The organism is Flavobacterium sp., from assembly GCF_030146175.1.
Taxonomy (GTDB): Bacteria; Bacteroidota; Bacteroidia; order Flavobacteriales; family Flavobacteriaceae; genus Flavobacterium.
Genome location: NZ_JASLCE010000013.1, coordinates 16,698 through 34,120 on the forward strand (window position 1 = coordinate 16,698; position 17,423 = coordinate 34,120).

The window sequence follows — 17,423 nt, forward strand, 5'->3', positions numbered from 1 at the left end:
ACTTAGCTTAAAACAATAAAATTTTCTTTTTTCCAGATTTTCAATGAGAATATCGTTACAATACAGCGGGAATACTCCTTCCCGGATAAGCATAAAGCACACTGACTGAATGAATTTCGTGAGGGCCAACCATTAATTTTCCACTACTTGAAACACTTATAGGTACATCCCACCATAACACTATATCTTTATCATCTGATTCTGTCAAATAAATACTTTCAATAATCCCTGTTTCTACATTGTATTTGCATCCCCAAAAGGTACGTATATGATGAGGTGTAACAGTAGTTATCGAACAAACTCCTCTTTCTTGAAACCCTTTTATGATAAACTCCGAAAACGCTTTTACGTTATTGGGATATTTCTCTTCAAAAAAAGAATGATCAAAAAAATGATCTATATTTGGAAATATTTCAGGAAAATACTTCGGAAAATACCAAATCATCCCTCTTAATTCCATATTTCCCTGATTAGGAAAATGAGAAGCAAACGTTTCAAAAACGGCCAATTGCCGGAAATTAGCATGCTCTCTACCCGGAGTAAAACCATTTGGAGCTCCAACAGGAAGTACATTCCCATCGGCTATATAACGATCCTGCCACCATTGAATCATATTACTACTGGTAGCCGCCCAACAAAGCTTGGAGTCCTGAGAAAATCCTTCCTGCCCTCTCGACTTATTCTGATCATACCACCCTGTATCCAAACTAACGCCTTCGGCAAAAAGCGTTCCCGGTTCATGAGGAACATGAGTAAGCAAAGGAACTTCTACCAGAATTACCGCCGTTTCCCATTCCGTTACCTGAATTCTAAAATCAATAGCCTTTTTGATCGTTTTTACCGGTTTAATTTTTAATAAAAATCTCTTATTCCGTACCACACTTTCGGAATTTTCGATCGTGATTATTTTTGCTTTTCCAAGATTGGGGTCGTTTGGTGTAATATATATTTTAATCTGCTGGCTCTGATAAAAGTAGGCTATATTTTCAGGCGTATTTACCGCTGTCAATTTCGAACTGTAATCGGTCTTTCCCTGTGCTGGTAGTGCTGTAACAGTATTGCTAAACAGAGCACCTTCCTGTATTTGTAATCCTTCCATTTCAATCCGGTAACTATTATTATAAACAGTACCCGCTGCTGCATTTTCTTCTACTTCTACATATAGTGCAGACGGTACTCTTTGCAACGACGCCTCAATTACAATCGGAGAAGCATCTCCGGATAAAACCGGAAGCGCACTGGTACACATCGGAAAACCATCACTTATAAAATCTTCCGGACGACGTGTACTTTTCAATTGAAGTAATTCTGCCTCTGTTATCGGATCGTTAGAGAAAGTCATATTAGCCACTAAATAGGCTTTTAAACCCTCTCGTATTTCACTTTCCGGAATCGCAACGGTTATTTTTTCATTTTTAATTTCATGATGGCGTTCTTCCTGAACTAATTCTTCTCCGTTATTATGGAAAAGAAATAAACTATGCTGTTTTATAGCATTTTCCTGTTCTGTTGGATTGGCGTCTGAACTTTCGTTAAAATCACTCAGACTGATTTTAAATTCCAAAGACTTCATTCCGTTTGCCGGATCAGCAGTAAAAACATCTCGCTCTTCAGAACAGGAAACAGACGTAAAAACAAAAAGAATTATAATTAGAATACTTATTGTCGACTTAACCGACGATACAAAATACTTATTCATACTCATTTATATTAATATTTATCGTTAGTCTTTTGGAATTCTACGATTAAATTGAGGATACAGAACAATATTTTGGCACATCATAACTGATTATTACAAAGTTAATTTATACCACCTTAAATTCAGGTAAGCCTAACCGAGTCAATTACAACCTTTCAACAGACATTAATTTAAAACGGTTTACCCTCCTGTTTCTATCCTGTCTACTTTACATTCAAAACCTAACAATTATCATGTTTTATCCGCGAATAGGTTCATTATTTTGTAGAAATCTATTAGAACCATATGAATTACTGGAAAAAAGTAACCGCAGCAGAACGTCAGCTCCGCATCCGGGAAGCGCTGGCAGAAAATGTTAACTTTTCAAAAGATGCCTCCTTAGGCTATCCCGCCTCCAAACTGGATGGCAAAGTCTTTTATGAAGAAGCTCCCTTTTTAAAAGAGGCTCCGATGCTACAATCGTTTGTAGCCAATCCAAACCATATTGGTTGTCATACATTTGGCACTTCCGAAAAGGCCTTTAAAGGGACGCAGGAAATCGAACGTGAAGTACTCAATATGATCGCAGTGGATATCTTCCATATGGAACCTGAAAACTTCGACGGTTATATCGCTCCCGGCGGTACCGAAGCCAATATACAGGCACTGTGGATTTACCGGAATTATTTTAGCAATACTTTCGGAGCACATCCTGATGAAATTGCAATTCTGGCTTCCGAAGACACCCACTATTCCATTCCGAAAGGAGCCAATCTGTTACTGATCGACTGGTTAAAAGTTCCGGTAGATTTTGGAAATCGTTCCATCACAGCAGAAACACTGGAAACAATATTGATCAAAGCCAAAGAAAATGGTAAAAAATACTTTATCGTAGTAGCCAATATGGGTACCACCATGTTTGGTTCGGTAGACAATCCCGACCTGTATACGTCTTTGCTTGAAAAACACCAGCTCGACTATAAATTACATGTCGATGCTGCCTATGGCGGTTTTGTTTATCCGTTTAGCAATGCTTCTTCGGTTCTTGATTTCCAGAATCCAAAAATCAGTTCCATTACCATTGACGCACATAAAATGCTACAGGCGCCTTATGGAACCGGTATTTTTATCTGTCGTAAAGGACTTATCGAAAACGTACTCACCAAAGAAGCCGAATATGTGGAAGGTCTAGATCTGACACTCTGTGGAAGTCGTTCCGGAGCAAATGCCGTAGCCGTATGGCTGATTCTGACAACCTATGGTGCACACGGATGGTTTGAAAAAGTTTCTGTTCTACAAATGCGTACCAACTGGTTATGTCAGCAACTCGATCTATTGAAAATCCCATATTTCAGGGAACCGTTTATGAATATCGTAACCGTTCGGGCTTCCTTTGTCCCGGAACAAGTTGCCGAGCGCTTTAATCTGGTACCACAAAAACACGACGCAACCAACCAATGGTATAAAATTGTCGTAATGGATCATGTTGAAATCGAGCATCTGACCGCATTTGTCACCGCCTTACAAAATGTCGCCATCACCTCCGAAACATCCGTTTAAATCAGGAACGAAACATTTTTAAATAACAAAGCGCAACTAAAAGTTGCGCTTTGTTAAATTGCGGAAATTTAATAACAATCCGTCAGTATTTGATTATGGGATTGATAATAATGTAACTCCATACCATTATGCTCCTTACAAATTGTTTCCAATAAAGTCGTTACATTTTGCTGCATTGCCAATGATCCACAAATCATGATCACACCGCCCGATTGTAGCGTTTCGGCAATAAAAACCGCATCCCGTGCCAGTAAATCCTTGACATATTGTTTTGCGCCTTCGCGTGAATAGGCAATATGCAATTGTTTTAATTTTTGTGAGGTCAAACAGGCTTCAATACCGTCCCGATATAAGGCAAACGAAGCTTCTCCCCTAAAACCGCAATATAAATAACAATTCGCCCCTTTATTTTCGTCCAGCATTCCTAAAAAGGGTGCAATACCGGTTCCGTTGGAAATCATAATCACGTTTTGGGCTTTTTTCGGAAAATGGAAATGCTCATTACCTACAATTCGGGCTTGTAGTGTATCACCTGGTTTTAATGCATACAGATAAGACGACCCCAAACCTCCGGGATATAACTTGACACTCAACTGTACCATATGGTCCACTTTTCCAATCGAATATTGACGTTCCCGGTGATCGTTAGCCGGATAAATCGCCAATAAATCCCCGGATGTAAATGGCAACTTGCGTTGTGGCGCTATCTGAATCAGAAAGGCACCGTCGGTATGCGCCAGTTCGGTTTTCGAAACAACGGTAAACGCTTTTAATCCCTTTGGTTTTCCCTGAAAAGCAATCATCGATTCGGAAAAAGGAATTTCGACTTTTTGCGACCAAAGGTTCGCCCAGCGTTGGAAATCATCCGGAGATTTATCATTAACCGTATGAATATCCAGAAATGGTATTGCCCATGTTTGTTGCTCCAGTATATTGTGAACCTCAAAAGCAAACTTACAGAAATCCGGGTAGGATTTGGATCCGAAGCCTAAAACCGAAAAGTGAACCGGTTGCTGTTGTGGCTGTTTTTCCAATAATGTACGGAATTTTGCCGCATTTGTCGGCGCATCACCCAAACCATAAGTAGCCGTTAACAGGATGAGGTGTTCTGCTTTCGGGAAAACTGTATATGCATTCAGTTCCGTAATAAAGGACTTCTCTCCTTGTTTTAGCAACTGTTCGTGAACGGCATTCGCAAAACGAAATGTTGTCCCGTTTTCCGATCCGACCAAAATAATAAAACGGCTTTCGTCGCTTTTAAATTTATTTCGAACACGATTTCCGCGTCTTTTAAATGTGATTGCAAAACCGGAATAAATAAAAAATAGAATATTCGCAGCAGCTATCGCCAGAACAATCGCCCAAACAGCACTCGAACGCCCGGTATGCAACGTCAGACTCAGATTGGACAAAAGTGTGGTTTGTGAATACGGTATTTCGCTTAGGATATCACCGGTTATCTGATTCACGACCAATTCCCGGTCTTTCAGTTTAAACGTATAATAATCTTCTACGTCTTCGGAAAACGGAAATTCAATGGATTGTACTTCGGATAAAGGTAAATGCTGAAATACTTTAAAATCGGATAACTTTTGAGCCGGCTCCGAACGGATGGCATCAAAATCGATAGCGTGCGTTATCTTTTTTTCCGGTCCTAGCAATTCAAAGCGCACTAACGACAGATAGGTTCCGGTAATTGTAATGATCAAAATCGGAATTAATGCCAGTCGTCCCAATAATACATGGTAATACTGCGCGAAGTTTTCTTTAACGATCCGGGTAAAAAAACGTTTCAAACCACGTTGCCGCTGAATCACTAAAACCGTTCCGGTACTCGCGATCAGTAACAATAAAAAGGCGGTTATCCCTATAAAAACCCTTCCGGTTTCATGTAAAAAAAGCGAGCGGTGCAATGTGGTTACCCATCGAAAAAATTCATTTTCTTTAGGTACCACTCCGAGTGATTTCCCTGTTTTCGGATCTACGTAAACCGTTGCGTCCTTACCATCGGCATCAATCACTTTGGCTATTACAAACTGGTTGGCATCAATCGTTACATCGGTAATTTCGTCGTATTCCTTTTTGAGTACCGGTAGCATTTCAGCCACCGTAATTTGGTTGAAGTCGGCTGCGCGATAGGGTTGTGTTTTTTGCAGAACGGGTTCAAAAGCAAGCACAATTCCCGTTACGGAAGCGAGGGCTATAAAGAGAAAAGAAGATACAGCCAATGCTAGATGGCTGTATCTCCATAATGAGATTGTCATATTTCCAATTGTTAATTCGGACTGATACGTACGTAACGGATATATCCCGTACCTTCATTTTTACCCGAAAGATTCTCGGTTGTTAACGGGAATTCGATGTCTTTTACACGGTATTCCTGGTTCTCTACCGCTGATTCGAATCGAAGGCTGTAACCTGCATTAATCTTCGCATTTTCTAATTCCAACACTGTAATGCTACGCTCACCGCCCGAAACCGATGCTCCGGTAATGGCACTAAGATTAGCTGGTTTTTTAGTCTGGAATTTATGCCATTCTTTCAGGTCTTTGTACCATTTTTTATCATCGCCCATCACATAAAGTGTTTTTTCATAGGCGCCTTTCGGATCGATTAACGATACTACAATATAAGCACCTTCACCTGGATAATTTGTCATCTGAACCATACATTTGTATTTCGATGATCCGGTTTTCTGTGCCATTACTGTTACTCCCGAACAAAATGTCAACGCAAGGATAAGGGCTACTTTAAACAGTTTTTTCATATTCTTATTTTAAGAAATCTAGTGATACTTTATTTTTAGTCAATGTTTCGTTTTCAGAAGCCAGATCATAGGCTGTTTCTTTAAACTCGGTCTGGATTGATTTTTTAGCGTCAAGATTGTTGATCAGGTGCTTTAAAATCGTATCGTCCTGTGCTACTAAAGCCGCTTTATGTAAAGCAGTCATTCCTTCTTTATTCTTAGCATTTACGTCCGATTTATAACTTTCGATAAGTTTGATCAACGACATATCATTTTTTGCAACTGCCATATGTAGCAATGTATTTCCGTTTTTCTGAGGTGCTGCCACATTCAATCCGGTTTGTTCGATTGTTTTTAATTTGGCGCGGAACAACTCCTCTTTTTGCGGTGTATACGATTGCATTAAATAGGCTACTACATTATCGCCATTGGCATCCACAGCTTTTACATCGGCCTCTTTACTTAACAACAAACGAACCACTTCCGGAGAATTGTAACGTGCCGCTAATAACAATGCGGTTGCTCCTTTTTTATTCGCCTGATTGATATTTTTAACCGAAGGTAGTAAAATATTTAGCACTTCAAGATCGCTGTTACTTGCCGCTGCGTTCATAAAAGCGGTTGTTCCTTCTTTGTCCGGTTGGTTTACATCTACACCTTTAGACAGGAAATATTTAATAATATCACCTTGTTTGTCTTTTCTTACGATGGCATGTAAAACGGTTTCACCATTTTTCCCGGTAGCCGTCGGCTTGATTTTTAATTCTTCCAGATATTGGTAAACATCCAACGTGTTGGCAGTACTACGTGTTCCCTGACTCGCAAAGATCATCGCGTTATCGTTAAACTTCACTCCTTTTTTTAACAAGGCTTTCAAGGTTTCAATATTTCCGGTTCTGGCGGCATAGTTAAAAGCCGTATTTCCATTGGCATCGGTACTTTTAAGATCCAATCCTTTATTCACAAAGTAGTTGATCAAAGAAAAGTCTTTATCATAAGCTGCGACTAATAAAAGTGCATTAGCCCCTTCGTGATCCACATCTTTTTTCAGATTGGCTCCGTTTTTCAGGCACAAATCATACACTTTGGTGTTTGCCTGACCATTTGCAGCGGCAAAGTTCAATGGGGTATACCCTTTGTCATCCTGTAAATCCGTTTTAGCACCTTTGCTTAATAAATACTCCATCAGATCGACATTTCCTTTATAAGCCGCCCAAAACAGGTAGGTTCTACCATCGTGTGTTAGCTTATTTACACCGTTACCTTCTTGCGATAATAAAAATTTGATGGCATCGTTAGAAACCCCTTCGGTTATGGCAAATACCACCGGATCAAAAGCATTACTGTTCAACTGTGAAGGATTTCCTCCTTTTTGAATTTCCGCTTTTATAGTGGTTATGTCGGGATTTTTTTTCCAGAAAGAGCGCTCTAAAAATACATTTTGTTGCGCGTGAAGCGTTACGGAAGCCAGTGTTATCGAAGCGATAAATAGCTGTTTGAAGTTTATAGTCATGATAATTTGGTTTTGAATGATACCGTTTTTACAGCAACTACTGCAAAATCACGGTCGGGCAAAATTAATAAGAATCATTCTAAATAAAAAGCTAAATTATCACAAAATATAGATGGTTGCTTTTATTTGCTTATCGAACATTTATTTATTTCCAACAATAAAATAGGCCAGACTTCCCAAAACCGGAAAAGCAAGTATCAGAATACACCAGATAATTTTCCTATCCGATTCCAATCTCGATTTACTCAATCGAAACAAACTAAAGATGATAAATACAATCAAACATAACAGAAACAATTGCCAGTAAAATACACTCATTTGTTTATTTTTTAAATTAATAATCTCCCCTTATTCCATGTCTTTAAAATATGCCGTAAAAAAAGCAAATGATGTATGTCCTCCATACTTACTAAGCGAAGGACTAAATCTTCCTTTTGTTATTAATCTACGTCTATATACTGTACCAACGCTTTCAAAAAATAAATTATAATTAAAAATCCCTTCTACTATAACTTCATAGGGAGCTCCTCTATCTATATTAAAATGATAAAAACTTTGGCTATAGGATACTCCTAATGTAAAGCCCGTAATATCAGTAAAAACATTGGTGATTGCATCAAATTGCTTGGCATCCAATAAATTTCTATTATAATTAAAACTAAGATTCATATTCATATATAAAGCTCCACGAACCGGAAACTGCCCGGAATAATAACAATTATCTCTAAAATCCCAGTCACCTCCATATCTAGCAGATGTATTATTATTCTGTAATGTATCCAACACAGGCAACATCTCTTCTTTATTTAAAATAGTTTCTTTTGGAAATATCTTTTCTAAATCATCCAATGATTTCAGCATTATACACTCATCAGGTTTAATTTCGTCCGTAAACGATACATTGGCCGGGTCTAATCCCAGCTCTTTAAATTTTGCCAGTATCAATTCTTTTTTATAATTTTTCTCCTCTTGACTTAAACTTTTTGGCGTCGTTTCTGTATAATCGGAACCACACGAAACAAACAACAATATTCCTAAAAAAGGAACTCTCATTTTTTTTACAATAGTGACTAATCTCATAATTTCCATTTTTTAAACGTTTATCAGAAGTTCCGTAAACATTAAAAAACAATAGCATAAATGACTTTTTCTTACTGCTTTTCGAACGGAAATACAACATTAAAAACGATACAAACAAAAAAACCGTAGCCAATTGAACATTTTCAATAGGCTACGGTTTATATTTTTTAAGGATTCAGCTATCGGTATCACGAAAACGATACCAATCGTTCGTTGAATTATACTTGTTTATGATGCTTACAGTTCACCAGTAATTTCACCATTTGATCAAATTTCTGACGGTATTCATCCGTAAACGCGCCTTCGTGATCGTATAACGCTTTACGCGCAACCGGAACACTAAAAGGTAACGTCCACGCCCGTAGTGATTTGGCCACGGCATCCATATTCGTAATACCGTTCATCGCATGACTTCCATCGGCCCAACAAACAAACCCGATCGTTTTATCCGTTAGATACGGTGTCGTTTCTTTCGAACTGACTTCCAACCAGTCAAGGCAATTTTTCATCACACCGGTCATTCCGCCGTGGTACAAAGGTGTTAACCAGACATGTATATCCGCATTGCGAAATACATGTGCCATCATCTCCACCGATTTTGGCACCGTATTCAGGGTTACGTCAAAAAGTGGAATTCCGGAATCCGGCAGATTAAAAACGGTAACATTTGCCCCGGTCGCTTCGAATTCGGTTTTAAAATAATCGGCAATTTTATGTGAGGTCGCATTGGATCTTCTTTCCAAAGCGCCGTTAAATACAAGTACATTCATAAATCACAGTAATTGGTTAATATTTCCGGATCACTTTGGGCAATCCCGGTTCGCCATATAGCAATGTGGCAACTTTACCGGCCAGAATAGTGCTTACGCAAATATAAAGTGCATCCGGTATATGTTCGCTGGCCTTAACAGCCACTTTTTTATCAAAATATAAAGACAAATCGGCATTTTCGACCGACTTTTCCCAGCTTTTTATCAGGTGTTCCTTTTCCGTCCCGTAGGCAATTGATACGGCAAAAGGCTTTAATTTTGTCGTGATCAACATATAAACCCATTGTGGAATAATCGCATCAACAGAACAAACAACTGACACTGCTTTACCCGAATAGTCTTCCCAATTTACGGAATCCATCGCAGTTCTGAAACTTTTTTCTACAATGATCAATTCTTCATATAAGTAGGTTTTTATATCAAATGTTACAAAAGTCATCGTCGGACGGTAGACTTCTAAATCCAGTCGTAAAATCCCGGAAGCCGTCACTTTATTTTCTATGGTCGCATCTTCTGTCATAATCCAAGCGAATCCAATTGTACCTTATAAATAGCCTTAAACCACGAAGTTCGCGCTAATCCTGTAAAGATACAATCGCTGTTTATTATTTTTGATTCTGAAGCAAATGTAGTAAATTTGCCTAATAAACCAAATAATCACTTTGTTTATTATGGAAATTAAATTACCGGAAAACGAAAGAGCCTTATGGATCTTAAAAACCAAAGGCCCGCTTTCTGTTATAACCCTGGCCAAAGAACTGAATGTGACCACCGAAGGTGCGCGTTTTAATATTTTAAAGCTCGCTTCCGAGGGATTGGTACTATCGGAAACGGTTTCCAAAGGACGCGGCCGACCGCAGCAAATCTGGTCGCTTACCGCTACCGGTAATTCCCGTTTTCCGGATACGCATGCCGATCTGACGGTAAAACTGATCCAGAAAACAAGGGAAATACTTGGCGAAAAAGCACTGGATGCCGTTATCGAAGCGCATTCGGCAGAAATTCGGAACAGCTATCTAAACGCCGTATCCGGGGTAGATGCACTTGAAAAACGCATTCAGATTTTAACCGAAATCCGGAACAACGAAGGTTATATGGCTGGCTATACCCAAGAGGATGATCATTTTTTAATATACGAAAACCACTGCCCGATTTGCGCTGCAGCTACGATATGTCAGGGGTTTTGCCGATCCGAATTAGAAACTTTTCAGGCTGTTTTAGGCGAAAAAACAACCGTAGAACGTCTGGATCATATTGTTTCCGGTGCGACGCGTTGTACCTATAAAGTCAGTATCAAAAAGAATCGGTAACCAATTAATACCCTGTTTACATCCAAAATCTCATAAAAAAATAAATGTTGTATCTTTGCCGAAAATAGACACTGTATGACCACTTTCGAGCAATTTAATCTTCCCAAATCCTTACAAAAAGCTATAGACGAGATAGGATTGACTACGCCTACTCCAATCCAGGAGCGTTCTTTTCCGGTAATTATGTCGGGACGGGATATGATGGGAATTGCCCAAACCGGTACGGGTAAAACCTTTGCCTACCTGTTACCAATTTTAAAACAGTGGAAATTTACGCCAACGCACACTCCAAAAGTAGTGATCATCGTACCTACAAGAGAATTGGTAGTTCAGGTGGCGGAAGAAGTTGAAAAACTATCCAAATACATGTCTGTCCGCGTATTGGGTGTATACGGAGGTGTAAACATCAACACACAGAAAACTTCGGTTTACGAAGGTGTAGACATTTTAGTAGCCACACCGGGACGATTAATGGATCTTGCCTTAGATAATGTTGTTCGTTTTGACGAAATGCAAAAGCTGGTCATCGACGAGTTTGACGAAATCCTGAACCTAGGGTTCCGTTTTCAGATCACGTCTATTTTATCGATGATGAAACCGAAACGTCAGAATATTTTATTCTCGGCGACCATGACGGATGAAGTAGATGAATTACTGGACGAATATTTCGATTTCCCGGAAGAAGTTTCCCTGGCACCATCCGGAACACCGTTGGAAAAAATACGTCAGATCGCATACCATGTACCGAATTTCCTAACCAAAGTAAATCTTTTAAAACATTTACTAACGGAAGACGATAGCCTGGAACGCATCTTGGTATTCGTAAATAACAAAAGAGTTGCCGATATCCTGATGGAACATTTGGACGAAGACTTTTCGGGTCAGTTTGGAGTAATCCATTCCAACAAATCCCAGAATTACCGTTTGAATACCATGGCCGAATTTCAGGAAGGAAACCTTCGCGGTATCGTAACCACCGATATTATGGCGCGTGGATTGGATATTTCGGATATTACCCACGTGATTAACATGCAATTTTCGGAAGTTCCGGAACAATATATCCACCGTATCGGACGTACCGGTCGTGCCGATAAAGAAGGTATTGCCATTAGCCTTATCGATCCGAAAGAAGAAGAATTCCAGGTTGAATCCGAATTACTAATGGAAAAAGAACTGGAAATCTTAGAAATACCGGCATCGGTAACAATCGAAGAAAAAAGACTGGAGTTTGAAAAGGAAAAACAAAAAGTAAAATTCCTTTTAAAGAGAACCAAACTTGATGGTGGCGGTGCTTTTCACGATAAATCCGACAAAAACAAAAAAGTAAACCTTGGTGGTCCGGGCAAACGAAACCCGCGAAAAACAAAACCGCGTAACCGTGCTGTAGAAAAGAACAGAGCCGCCAAACGAAAAAAGAAATAATTGGTACCCGAAGTAATGTCGAAAACTAAAAACTAATTACTATTTTTGACAAACATTAAAATACAATGCAATTCAAACACCCTGAAATTCTGTATTTCCTCTTTCTATTGGTTATACCAATTCTGGTTCATTTATTTCAATTGCGTCGTTTTAAAAAAGAATACTTCACCAATGTTCGCTTCCTGAAAGAAGTCAGTATCCAGACACGAAAGAGTTCCCAAATAAAAAAATGGTTATTGCTTTGTACGCGATTACTATTGCTCGCCTGTTTGATTCTGGCTTTTGCACAACCTTTTTTTAACGCAAAAGACTCCAAAAATACAGCTAACGAAATGGTAATCCTTTTGGACAATTCCTTTTCGATGCAAGCCAAAGGCAACCGCGGTGAATTACTAAAAAGAGCCGTACAGGATCTTTTGGAAAACACTCCGGACAATCAGCGGTTTTCATTACTAACCAATACCGAAGCGTTTTGGGATACCGATATCCGTTCGATTCAAAAAGAATTACAATCATTATCGTACAGCTCGGCTCCTTTCCGACTTGATTTTTTACGAAACAAAGTCGAAGCTAAAAAACACAATGTTCCGAAAGATATTGTGATCATTACCGATGCCGTACAAGCCGATCAAAACGCGGCGGTCATTCAGGAACAAAGTCCGGTCTATTGTATCATTCCAAAGGCCGAAAATAAAAACAATATCAGCATTGATAAGGTTTCGATCAACCAGCAATCCGACGATTTTTACGAGATCAAAGTAGCGTTAAGTGCTTATGGCGAATTGCAATCCGAAATTCCGATGGCGGTTTATAACGGTAAAAATCTGGTTGCTAAAACCGTAATTACGTTTGATACACCGAAAAAAAGCATCGTATTCAATCTTCCGAAAAAAGATTTTCACGGTTATGTTTCTCTGGAAGACAACAGCCTAACCTACGACAATACGTATTATTTCAGCATTTCGAAACCGGAAAAATCCAATGTAATTGCCATTGGTGATGCCGACAAAAATGCCTTTTTATCGCGGATTTATACTCCGGATGAATTCCAATACAAAAATACCACGCTAAGCACACTCGATTATAATGCACTCGACAAACAAGACGCGATTATTATAAACGAATTAAAAGAAATTCCGCAGGCGTTAACCACTACCTTAAAGGCTTTTTACGACAAAGGCGGTACAATTGTGGTAATCCCGGCAGCGGAAACATCAGTACAAAATCTGACTGCATTTTCCGGGAATTTCGGAATTACCAAAATCGGTTCGTTACAAAATACACCGAAACAAATCACGAAAATAGCCTTTAACCATCCGCTATACCAAACCGTATTCGAAAAGAAAACCGACAATTTTCAATATCCGAAAGTCAATACTACTTTTACGATTGGCGGTAATCCGGCCGGTATTTTAAGTTACGACGATCAGACGCCGTTTTTGAGCTCCGTTACCAATAAAATCGGAATGTTATACCTGTTTGCCGCACCGATAAATAAAACAAACAGTAACTTTCAAAACTCCCCGTTAATTGTGCCTACTTTTTACAACATGGCACAAAATAATCAGAAAACCGGAATATCCGAATTTACAATCGGAGACAATCAAAGTCTGATATTGGACGTTATCTTATCGAAAGATGAAGTCGTAACGGTTCAAAACGAAAAATCGGATTTTATCCCAATGCAACAGATCCTAAACAACAAGATCAAACTGGACTTTGGAGACTATCCGGAACAATCGGGAAATTATGCTATCGCGAAAGGAAATACGCTACTGAAAAACATTAGTTTTAATCATGCCCGTACCGAAAGCGATCTGAGCCTGCACAACGAAAACATTTACGATAAATATACTAAAACCGACTCCATTGCCACTGTTTACAACGATATCCATTCGACGCGAACAGCCAGTGAAGCCTGGAAGTATTTTATCATCGCAACACTACTATTTTTATTACTAGAACTACTGATCCAAAAATTCGTAAAATGAATGTAATTCTTAAAAACGCAACGATCATCGATACCGACAGTCCGTATCACAACCAAAAAACGGACCTGAAAATTATCGATGGTACTATCCGTACTATCGGATCGAACCTTTCGAATGAAGAAGGCGCCGCCGTTATCGAACTGGAGAATCTCCACGTTTCCCAAGGGTGGTTTGACAGCTCCGTATCGCTTGGCGAACCGGGCTATGAAGAAAGAGAAACGATTGCCAACGGACTGAATGTTGCCGCCAGAAGCGGTTTTACCGATATAGCGTTACAACCCAATTCCGCTCCTGTAGTGGACAATCAGACCGAAGTTAATTTTGTATTACACAAAGCCCGGGAAGCCGCCACACAATTACACCCGATTGGCGCACTGACCAAAAACAGCGAAGGAAAAGACCTGGCCGAATTATTCGACATGACCAATGCCGGTGCTGTGGCTTTTGGCGATTATAACAAAAGTCTGGACAACGCCAACCTGTTAAAAATCGGATTGCAATATGCTCAGGATTTTAACGGACTGATCATCGCTTATTGTCAGGATGAAAAAATAAAAGGAAACGGAGTGGTAAACGAAGGTATCGTGAGTACGCGTCTTGGATTAAAAGGAATTCCGACACTGACCGAAGAAATCCACGTAGCCCGTAACCTTTTCCTATTGGAATACACCGGTGGAAAACTACATATCCCAACCGTATCTACGGCAAAATCCGTATCTTTAATACGCGAAGCCAAAGCGAAAGGTTTAAACGTGAGCTGTAGTGTTGCAGTACACCATTTGGTGATGACCGACGAAAAATTAACCGGTTTTGACACCCGTTATAAAGTGACACCACCTTTACGCGACGAAAAAGAAAGACAAGCCTTGATTGCCGGCGTTATTGATGGTACGATCGATATGATCACTTCCGATCACAATCCGTTGGATATCGAACATAAAAAAATGGAATTCGACAATGCCAAAAACGGAACTATTGGTATGGAAAGTGCTTTCGGAGCGTTATTAGCCGTACTTCCAATCGACATCATCGTAGCCCGCTTAACCGCCGGAAAAGCACTATTCGGATTAAAAAAACAATCGATAAACGTCGATCACAAAGCGAGTCTGAGTTTATTTACAACCGAAGGAACATGGGAATTTACCAAAGCTCATATTCTTTCCAAATCTAAAAATTCCGCTTTTCTGGGACAACCGATGAAAGGGAAAGCTTATGGAATTTACAACCACGGAAAATTAATCCTAAACGAATAAAAGATGCAAAATACTGTAGAGCAAGGCAAAACAACCGCTATTATCAGCTATATCACTATTATCGGAACCATTATCGCTATTTTTATGAATATGGAAACCAAAAATCCATTTGCCGGTTTTCACATTCGTCAGGCATTTGGTACACACCTGGCTTTTTATGTCCTGGCATATTTTGTAGGATATGCCGATAGCTGGATGGCTTCTTCTGCATTTTTTATCTTCTTTTTTGTTCTTTGGGCCTATGGAATCGTAGGTGCCTTCCAAAATGAAATGAAAGTCACTCCTATCCTGGGAAAATATTTCCAGGACTGGTTTAAAAATTTAGCATAAAATGAGTCTATCGTTATTTCACCTCGTTAGAGAACCCAAAATCAAATCGGATAAAAATCCGTTATTATTGTTATTACACGGATACGGCAGCAATGAAGAAGATCTGTTTTCATTTGCTTCGGAACTTCCGGACAATTATTATGTTATTTCTGCACGGGCACCGCATCCGATGCCGCCTTACGGAAATGCCTGGTATAGTATCCACTTTGATAGTGATGCCAATAAATTTTCGGATGACGACGAGGCGATCGAATCCCGCGCGCTTATTGCTAAATTTATCGATGAATTAATCGAAACCTACCCTATTGATCCGACAAAAGTTACTTTAGTTGGTTTTAGTCAGGGTGCAATTTTAAGTTATGCCGTTGCTTTATCCGATCCGGAAAAAATACAACGCGTAGTCGCTTTAAGCGGTTATATTAATCCGGCGATTTTGGTCGATGGTTATGCCGATAAAGCACTTTCAAAGCTTCAATTTTTTATTTCCCACGGAACAGTCGATCAGGTTATTCCGGTAGAATGGGCTCGAAAAGCCCCAGAATTTTTAAGAGCTTTGGGACTGGATGTTGTTTATAACGAATATCCGGTAGGACATGGTGTCGCTCCGCAAAACTTCTACGATTTTAAAAACTGGTTGCAACAAACCTTATAATAAACTAAAAAGTCCGGTAATCACCGGACTTTTTTATTGTTCGGGATTATCACTTCCCGTTACTTGTTTTTCTTCAGTTAAGGCACCTTTATATTTTACGATTCCTTTTTCGATCAGTTTTAAACCGTCACCGGTTTCCAATGTCCAACCTTCTCCGTGGTAAGGTTTACCTTCTTTTTCACGTGTCAGGATAACCGAATTGTTTCTGTCCGGCAAAAACAATTCCGCCCGATCACCATCTTTTTCGAAGGTTACAAATCCACTGATAATTGGTTCTTCGATTTCTTCTTCCTCGTCAACAGTAGTTTCTTTTACCGGATTTAGACGAAAACCTTCTTCGAACACACGAATACAATCATTTTTAAGTACCGACCAACGATAACCGGCAGAACCAACACATCCGTGTTCGTCTCTGTCGGTCCCTAAAACCATCGGTTTAGGACTCACTACAACTTCTTTTTCGTCATCGTGTTTTTTCATGATATAATCACAGGATACGAAAAGAAAACTGCATAAAAGTAAGGGCAATATTTTTTTCATGCTATTATCTTTTTGCTTCAAAACGGTTTCCAAAAAGGAAACCCTGTTGAAACTTTAAAGTTACAAAATAATCATATTATTGTACGGTATTGGCAAACAAAATCGCATCAATACGCTCGAAATCCGTAGGCTTATCTTCATTATGAAAATATTTTAACAGGACTTCTCCTCTAGCCGATCCGCTGTAAAAGTCGGCTATAATCCAACGGTGATTTAGTATTTTTATTTTACTGATAATAAATTTATTTCCGTTAATCGGCTCATAAGGTACCAAACGGTTACCGGTTTTGGCATCGTTAAGAGTTACCAGATCTTCTTTTACTTTGGCTGCGACTTTAGCCACATCATAACGCGAGAAATATTCCTGTGCATCGTCGTCAAAATCCAAAGAAAAATAATCGCTGTCATTTTTTTCTTCTTTCAGAGTATTGATGGAATCCCGAACTTTTGTGATACGGGTTTTGGCATTTTCAAGTTCTTGTCCTTGTGTTTTGAGGATTTTATTCGAGTTCATATACTGAAAAATATTAAACAGTAATGACAGGATAAAAAGATAGAGTATCGCTTTTTTCATAGTG

Annotated in this window: 17 protein-coding genes; 7 read left to right on the forward strand and 10 right to left on the reverse strand. The window is 39.2% G+C overall.

Going from position 1 to position 17,423, the window contains the following annotated elements:
• Positions 1–55: 55 nt before the first annotated feature.
• Positions 56–1,699 (reverse strand): hypothetical protein, encoded by a 1,644-nt coding sequence (locus tag Q1R07_RS01310; RefSeq protein ID WP_300485183.1) that lies wholly within the window; start codon positions 1,697–1,699, stop codon positions 56–58.
• Positions 1,700–1,984: 285 nt separating this feature from the next.
• On the opposite strand from Q1R07_RS01310, the gene Q1R07_RS01315 reads away from it, so the two are divergent.
• Positions 1,985–3,238, forward strand: coding sequence for an aminotransferase class I/II-fold pyridoxal phosphate-dependent enzyme (locus Q1R07_RS01315; protein ID WP_300485184.1), 1,254 nt, complete (start codon positions 1,985–1,987; stop codon positions 3,236–3,238).
• 68 nt (positions 3,239–3,306) lie between these two features.
• Here Q1R07_RS01315 and Q1R07_RS01320 read toward each other — a convergent pair whose 3' ends face one another.
• From Q1R07_RS01320 to Q1R07_RS01350, 7 genes are all read right to left on the reverse strand, one after another.
• The gene (locus Q1R07_RS01320) at positions 3,307–5,502 is read right to left on the reverse strand and encodes a PepSY domain-containing protein (RefSeq protein WP_300485185.1); all 2,196 of its coding nucleotides are present in this window, start codon (positions 5,500–5,502) and stop codon (positions 3,307–3,309) included.
• A gap of 11 nt (positions 5,503–5,513) precedes the next feature.
• A complete protein-coding gene (locus Q1R07_RS01325) occupies positions 5,514–6,005 on the reverse strand; it encodes a DUF2271 domain-containing protein (protein ID WP_300485186.1) in 492 nt (163 codons plus the stop codon).
• Positions 6,006–6,009: 4 nt separating this feature from the next.
• The gene (locus tag Q1R07_RS01330; protein ID WP_300485187.1) at positions 6,010–7,497 is read right to left on the reverse strand and encodes an ankyrin repeat domain-containing protein; all 1,488 of its coding nucleotides are present in this window, start codon (positions 7,495–7,497) and stop codon (positions 6,010–6,012) included.
• A 141-nt stretch (positions 7,498–7,638) separates the two neighbouring features.
• The gene (locus Q1R07_RS01335; protein ID WP_300485188.1) at positions 7,639–7,815 is read right to left on the reverse strand and encodes a PLDc N-terminal domain-containing protein; all 177 of its coding nucleotides are present in this window, start codon (positions 7,813–7,815) and stop codon (positions 7,639–7,641) included.
• Positions 7,816–7,845: 30 nt separating this feature from the next.
• The gene (locus tag Q1R07_RS01340) at positions 7,846–8,577 is read right to left on the reverse strand and encodes a hypothetical protein (RefSeq protein ID WP_300485189.1); all 732 of its coding nucleotides are present in this window, start codon (positions 8,575–8,577) and stop codon (positions 7,846–7,848) included.
• Between the two features lie 218 nt (positions 8,578–8,795).
• A complete protein-coding gene (locus Q1R07_RS01345) occupies positions 8,796–9,347 on the reverse strand; it encodes an NADPH-dependent FMN reductase (protein ID WP_300485190.1) in 552 nt (183 codons plus the stop codon).
• Positions 9,348–9,363: 16 nt separating this feature from the next.
• Positions 9,364–9,867, reverse strand: coding sequence for a DUF2480 family protein (locus tag Q1R07_RS01350; protein ID WP_300485191.1), 504 nt, complete (start codon positions 9,865–9,867; stop codon positions 9,364–9,366).
• A gap of 151 nt (positions 9,868–10,018) precedes the next feature.
• On the opposite strand from Q1R07_RS01350, the gene Q1R07_RS01355 reads away from it, so the two are divergent.
• The 6 genes from Q1R07_RS01355 (at position 10,019) to Q1R07_RS01380 (ending at position 16,305) form a co-directional block, all read left to right on the forward strand.
• Complete coding sequence (locus Q1R07_RS01355) at positions 10,019–10,657, forward strand: metalloregulator ArsR/SmtB family transcription factor (protein WP_300485193.1); 639 nt, start codon at positions 10,019–10,021, stop codon at positions 10,655–10,657.
• 75 nt (positions 10,658–10,732) lie between these two features.
• The gene (locus Q1R07_RS01360) at positions 10,733–12,079 is read left to right on the forward strand and encodes a DEAD/DEAH box helicase (RefSeq protein WP_300485194.1); all 1,347 of its coding nucleotides are present in this window, start codon (positions 10,733–10,735) and stop codon (positions 12,077–12,079) included.
• A gap of 65 nt (positions 12,080–12,144) precedes the next feature.
• Positions 12,145–14,070 (forward strand): BatA and WFA domain-containing protein, encoded by a 1,926-nt coding sequence (locus Q1R07_RS01365; RefSeq protein WP_300485195.1) that lies wholly within the window; start codon positions 12,145–12,147, stop codon positions 14,068–14,070.
• Entirely contained in the window at positions 14,067–15,323 is a 1,257-nt protein-coding gene (locus tag Q1R07_RS01370; protein WP_300485197.1) for a dihydroorotase, read from the forward strand. Before Q1R07_RS01365 ends, Q1R07_RS01370 begins: the two co-directional genes overlap by 4 nt.
• Before the next feature lie 3 nt (positions 15,324–15,326).
• The gene (locus tag Q1R07_RS01375) at positions 15,327–15,653 is read left to right on the forward strand and encodes a hypothetical protein (protein ID WP_300485199.1); all 327 of its coding nucleotides are present in this window, start codon (positions 15,327–15,329) and stop codon (positions 15,651–15,653) included.
• Between the two features lies 1 nt (position 15,654).
• Entirely contained in the window at positions 15,655–16,305 is a 651-nt protein-coding gene (locus Q1R07_RS01380) for an alpha/beta fold hydrolase (protein WP_300485201.1), read from the forward strand.
• Positions 16,306–16,338: 33 nt separating this feature from the next.
• On the opposite strand, the gene Q1R07_RS01385 is transcribed toward Q1R07_RS01380, so the two are convergent.
• Positions 16,339–16,845 (reverse strand): hypothetical protein, encoded by a 507-nt coding sequence (locus tag Q1R07_RS01385; RefSeq protein ID WP_300485203.1) that lies wholly within the window; start codon positions 16,843–16,845, stop codon positions 16,339–16,341.
• A gap of 76 nt (positions 16,846–16,921) precedes the next feature.
• Complete coding sequence (locus Q1R07_RS01390; protein WP_300485205.1) at positions 16,922–17,419, reverse strand: hydrolase; 498 nt, start codon at positions 17,417–17,419, stop codon at positions 16,922–16,924.
• Between the last annotated feature and the right edge of the window lie 4 nt (positions 17,420–17,423).

What these genes read in the sequence shown, in the direction of transcription:
- Q1R07_RS01345 (WP_300485190.1), bottom strand. Translation starts at nt 9,347, where the DNA reads ATGAATGTACTTGTATTTAACGGCGCTTTGGAAAGAAGATCCAATGCG.
- Q1R07_RS01325 (WP_300485186.1), bottom strand. Translation starts at nt 6,005, where the DNA reads ATGAAAAAACTGTTTAAAGTAGCCCTTATCCTTGCGTTGACATTTTGT.
- Q1R07_RS01360 (WP_300485194.1), top strand. Translation starts at nt 10,733, where the DNA reads ATGACCACTTTCGAGCAATTTAATCTTCCCAAATCCTTACAAAAAGCT.
- Q1R07_RS01385 (WP_300485203.1), bottom strand. Translation starts at nt 16,845, where the DNA reads ATGAAAAAAATATTGCCCTTACTTTTATGCAGTTTTCTTTTCGTATCC.
- Q1R07_RS01320 (WP_300485185.1), bottom strand. Translation starts at nt 5,502, where the DNA reads ATGACAATCTCATTATGGAGATACAGCCATCTAGCATTGGCTGTATCT.
- Q1R07_RS01350 (WP_300485191.1), bottom strand. Translation starts at nt 9,867, where the DNA reads ATGACAGAAGATGCGACCATAGAAAATAAAGTGACGGCTTCCGGGATT.
- Q1R07_RS01365 (WP_300485195.1), top strand. Translation starts at nt 12,145, where the DNA reads ATGCAATTCAAACACCCTGAAATTCTGTATTTCCTCTTTCTATTGGTT.
- Q1R07_RS01375 (WP_300485199.1), top strand. Translation starts at nt 15,327, where the DNA reads ATGCAAAATACTGTAGAGCAAGGCAAAACAACCGCTATTATCAGCTAT.
- Q1R07_RS01355 (WP_300485193.1), top strand. Translation starts at nt 10,019, where the DNA reads ATGGAAATTAAATTACCGGAAAACGAAAGAGCCTTATGGATCTTAAAA.
- Q1R07_RS01380 (WP_300485201.1), top strand. Translation starts at nt 15,655, where the DNA reads ATGAGTCTATCGTTATTTCACCTCGTTAGAGAACCCAAAATCAAATCG.
- Q1R07_RS01340 (WP_300485189.1), bottom strand. Translation starts at nt 8,577, where the DNA reads ATGAGATTAGTCACTATTGTAAAAAAAATGAGAGTTCCTTTTTTAGGA.
- Q1R07_RS01330 (WP_300485187.1), bottom strand. Translation starts at nt 7,497, where the DNA reads ATGACTATAAACTTCAAACAGCTATTTATCGCTTCGATAACACTGGCT.
- Q1R07_RS01310 (WP_300485183.1), bottom strand. Translation starts at nt 1,699, where the DNA reads ATGAATAAGTATTTTGTATCGTCGGTTAAGTCGACAATAAGTATTCTA.
- Q1R07_RS01390 (WP_300485205.1), bottom strand. Translation starts at nt 17,419, where the DNA reads ATGAAAAAAGCGATACTCTATCTTTTTATCCTGTCATTACTGTTTAAT.
- Q1R07_RS01370 (WP_300485197.1), top strand. Translation starts at nt 14,067, where the DNA reads ATGAATGTAATTCTTAAAAACGCAACGATCATCGATACCGACAGTCCG.
- Q1R07_RS01315 (WP_300485184.1), top strand. Translation starts at nt 1,985, where the DNA reads ATGAATTACTGGAAAAAAGTAACCGCAGCAGAACGTCAGCTCCGCATC.
- Q1R07_RS01335 (WP_300485188.1), bottom strand. Translation starts at nt 7,815, where the DNA reads ATGAGTGTATTTTACTGGCAATTGTTTCTGTTATGTTTGATTGTATTT.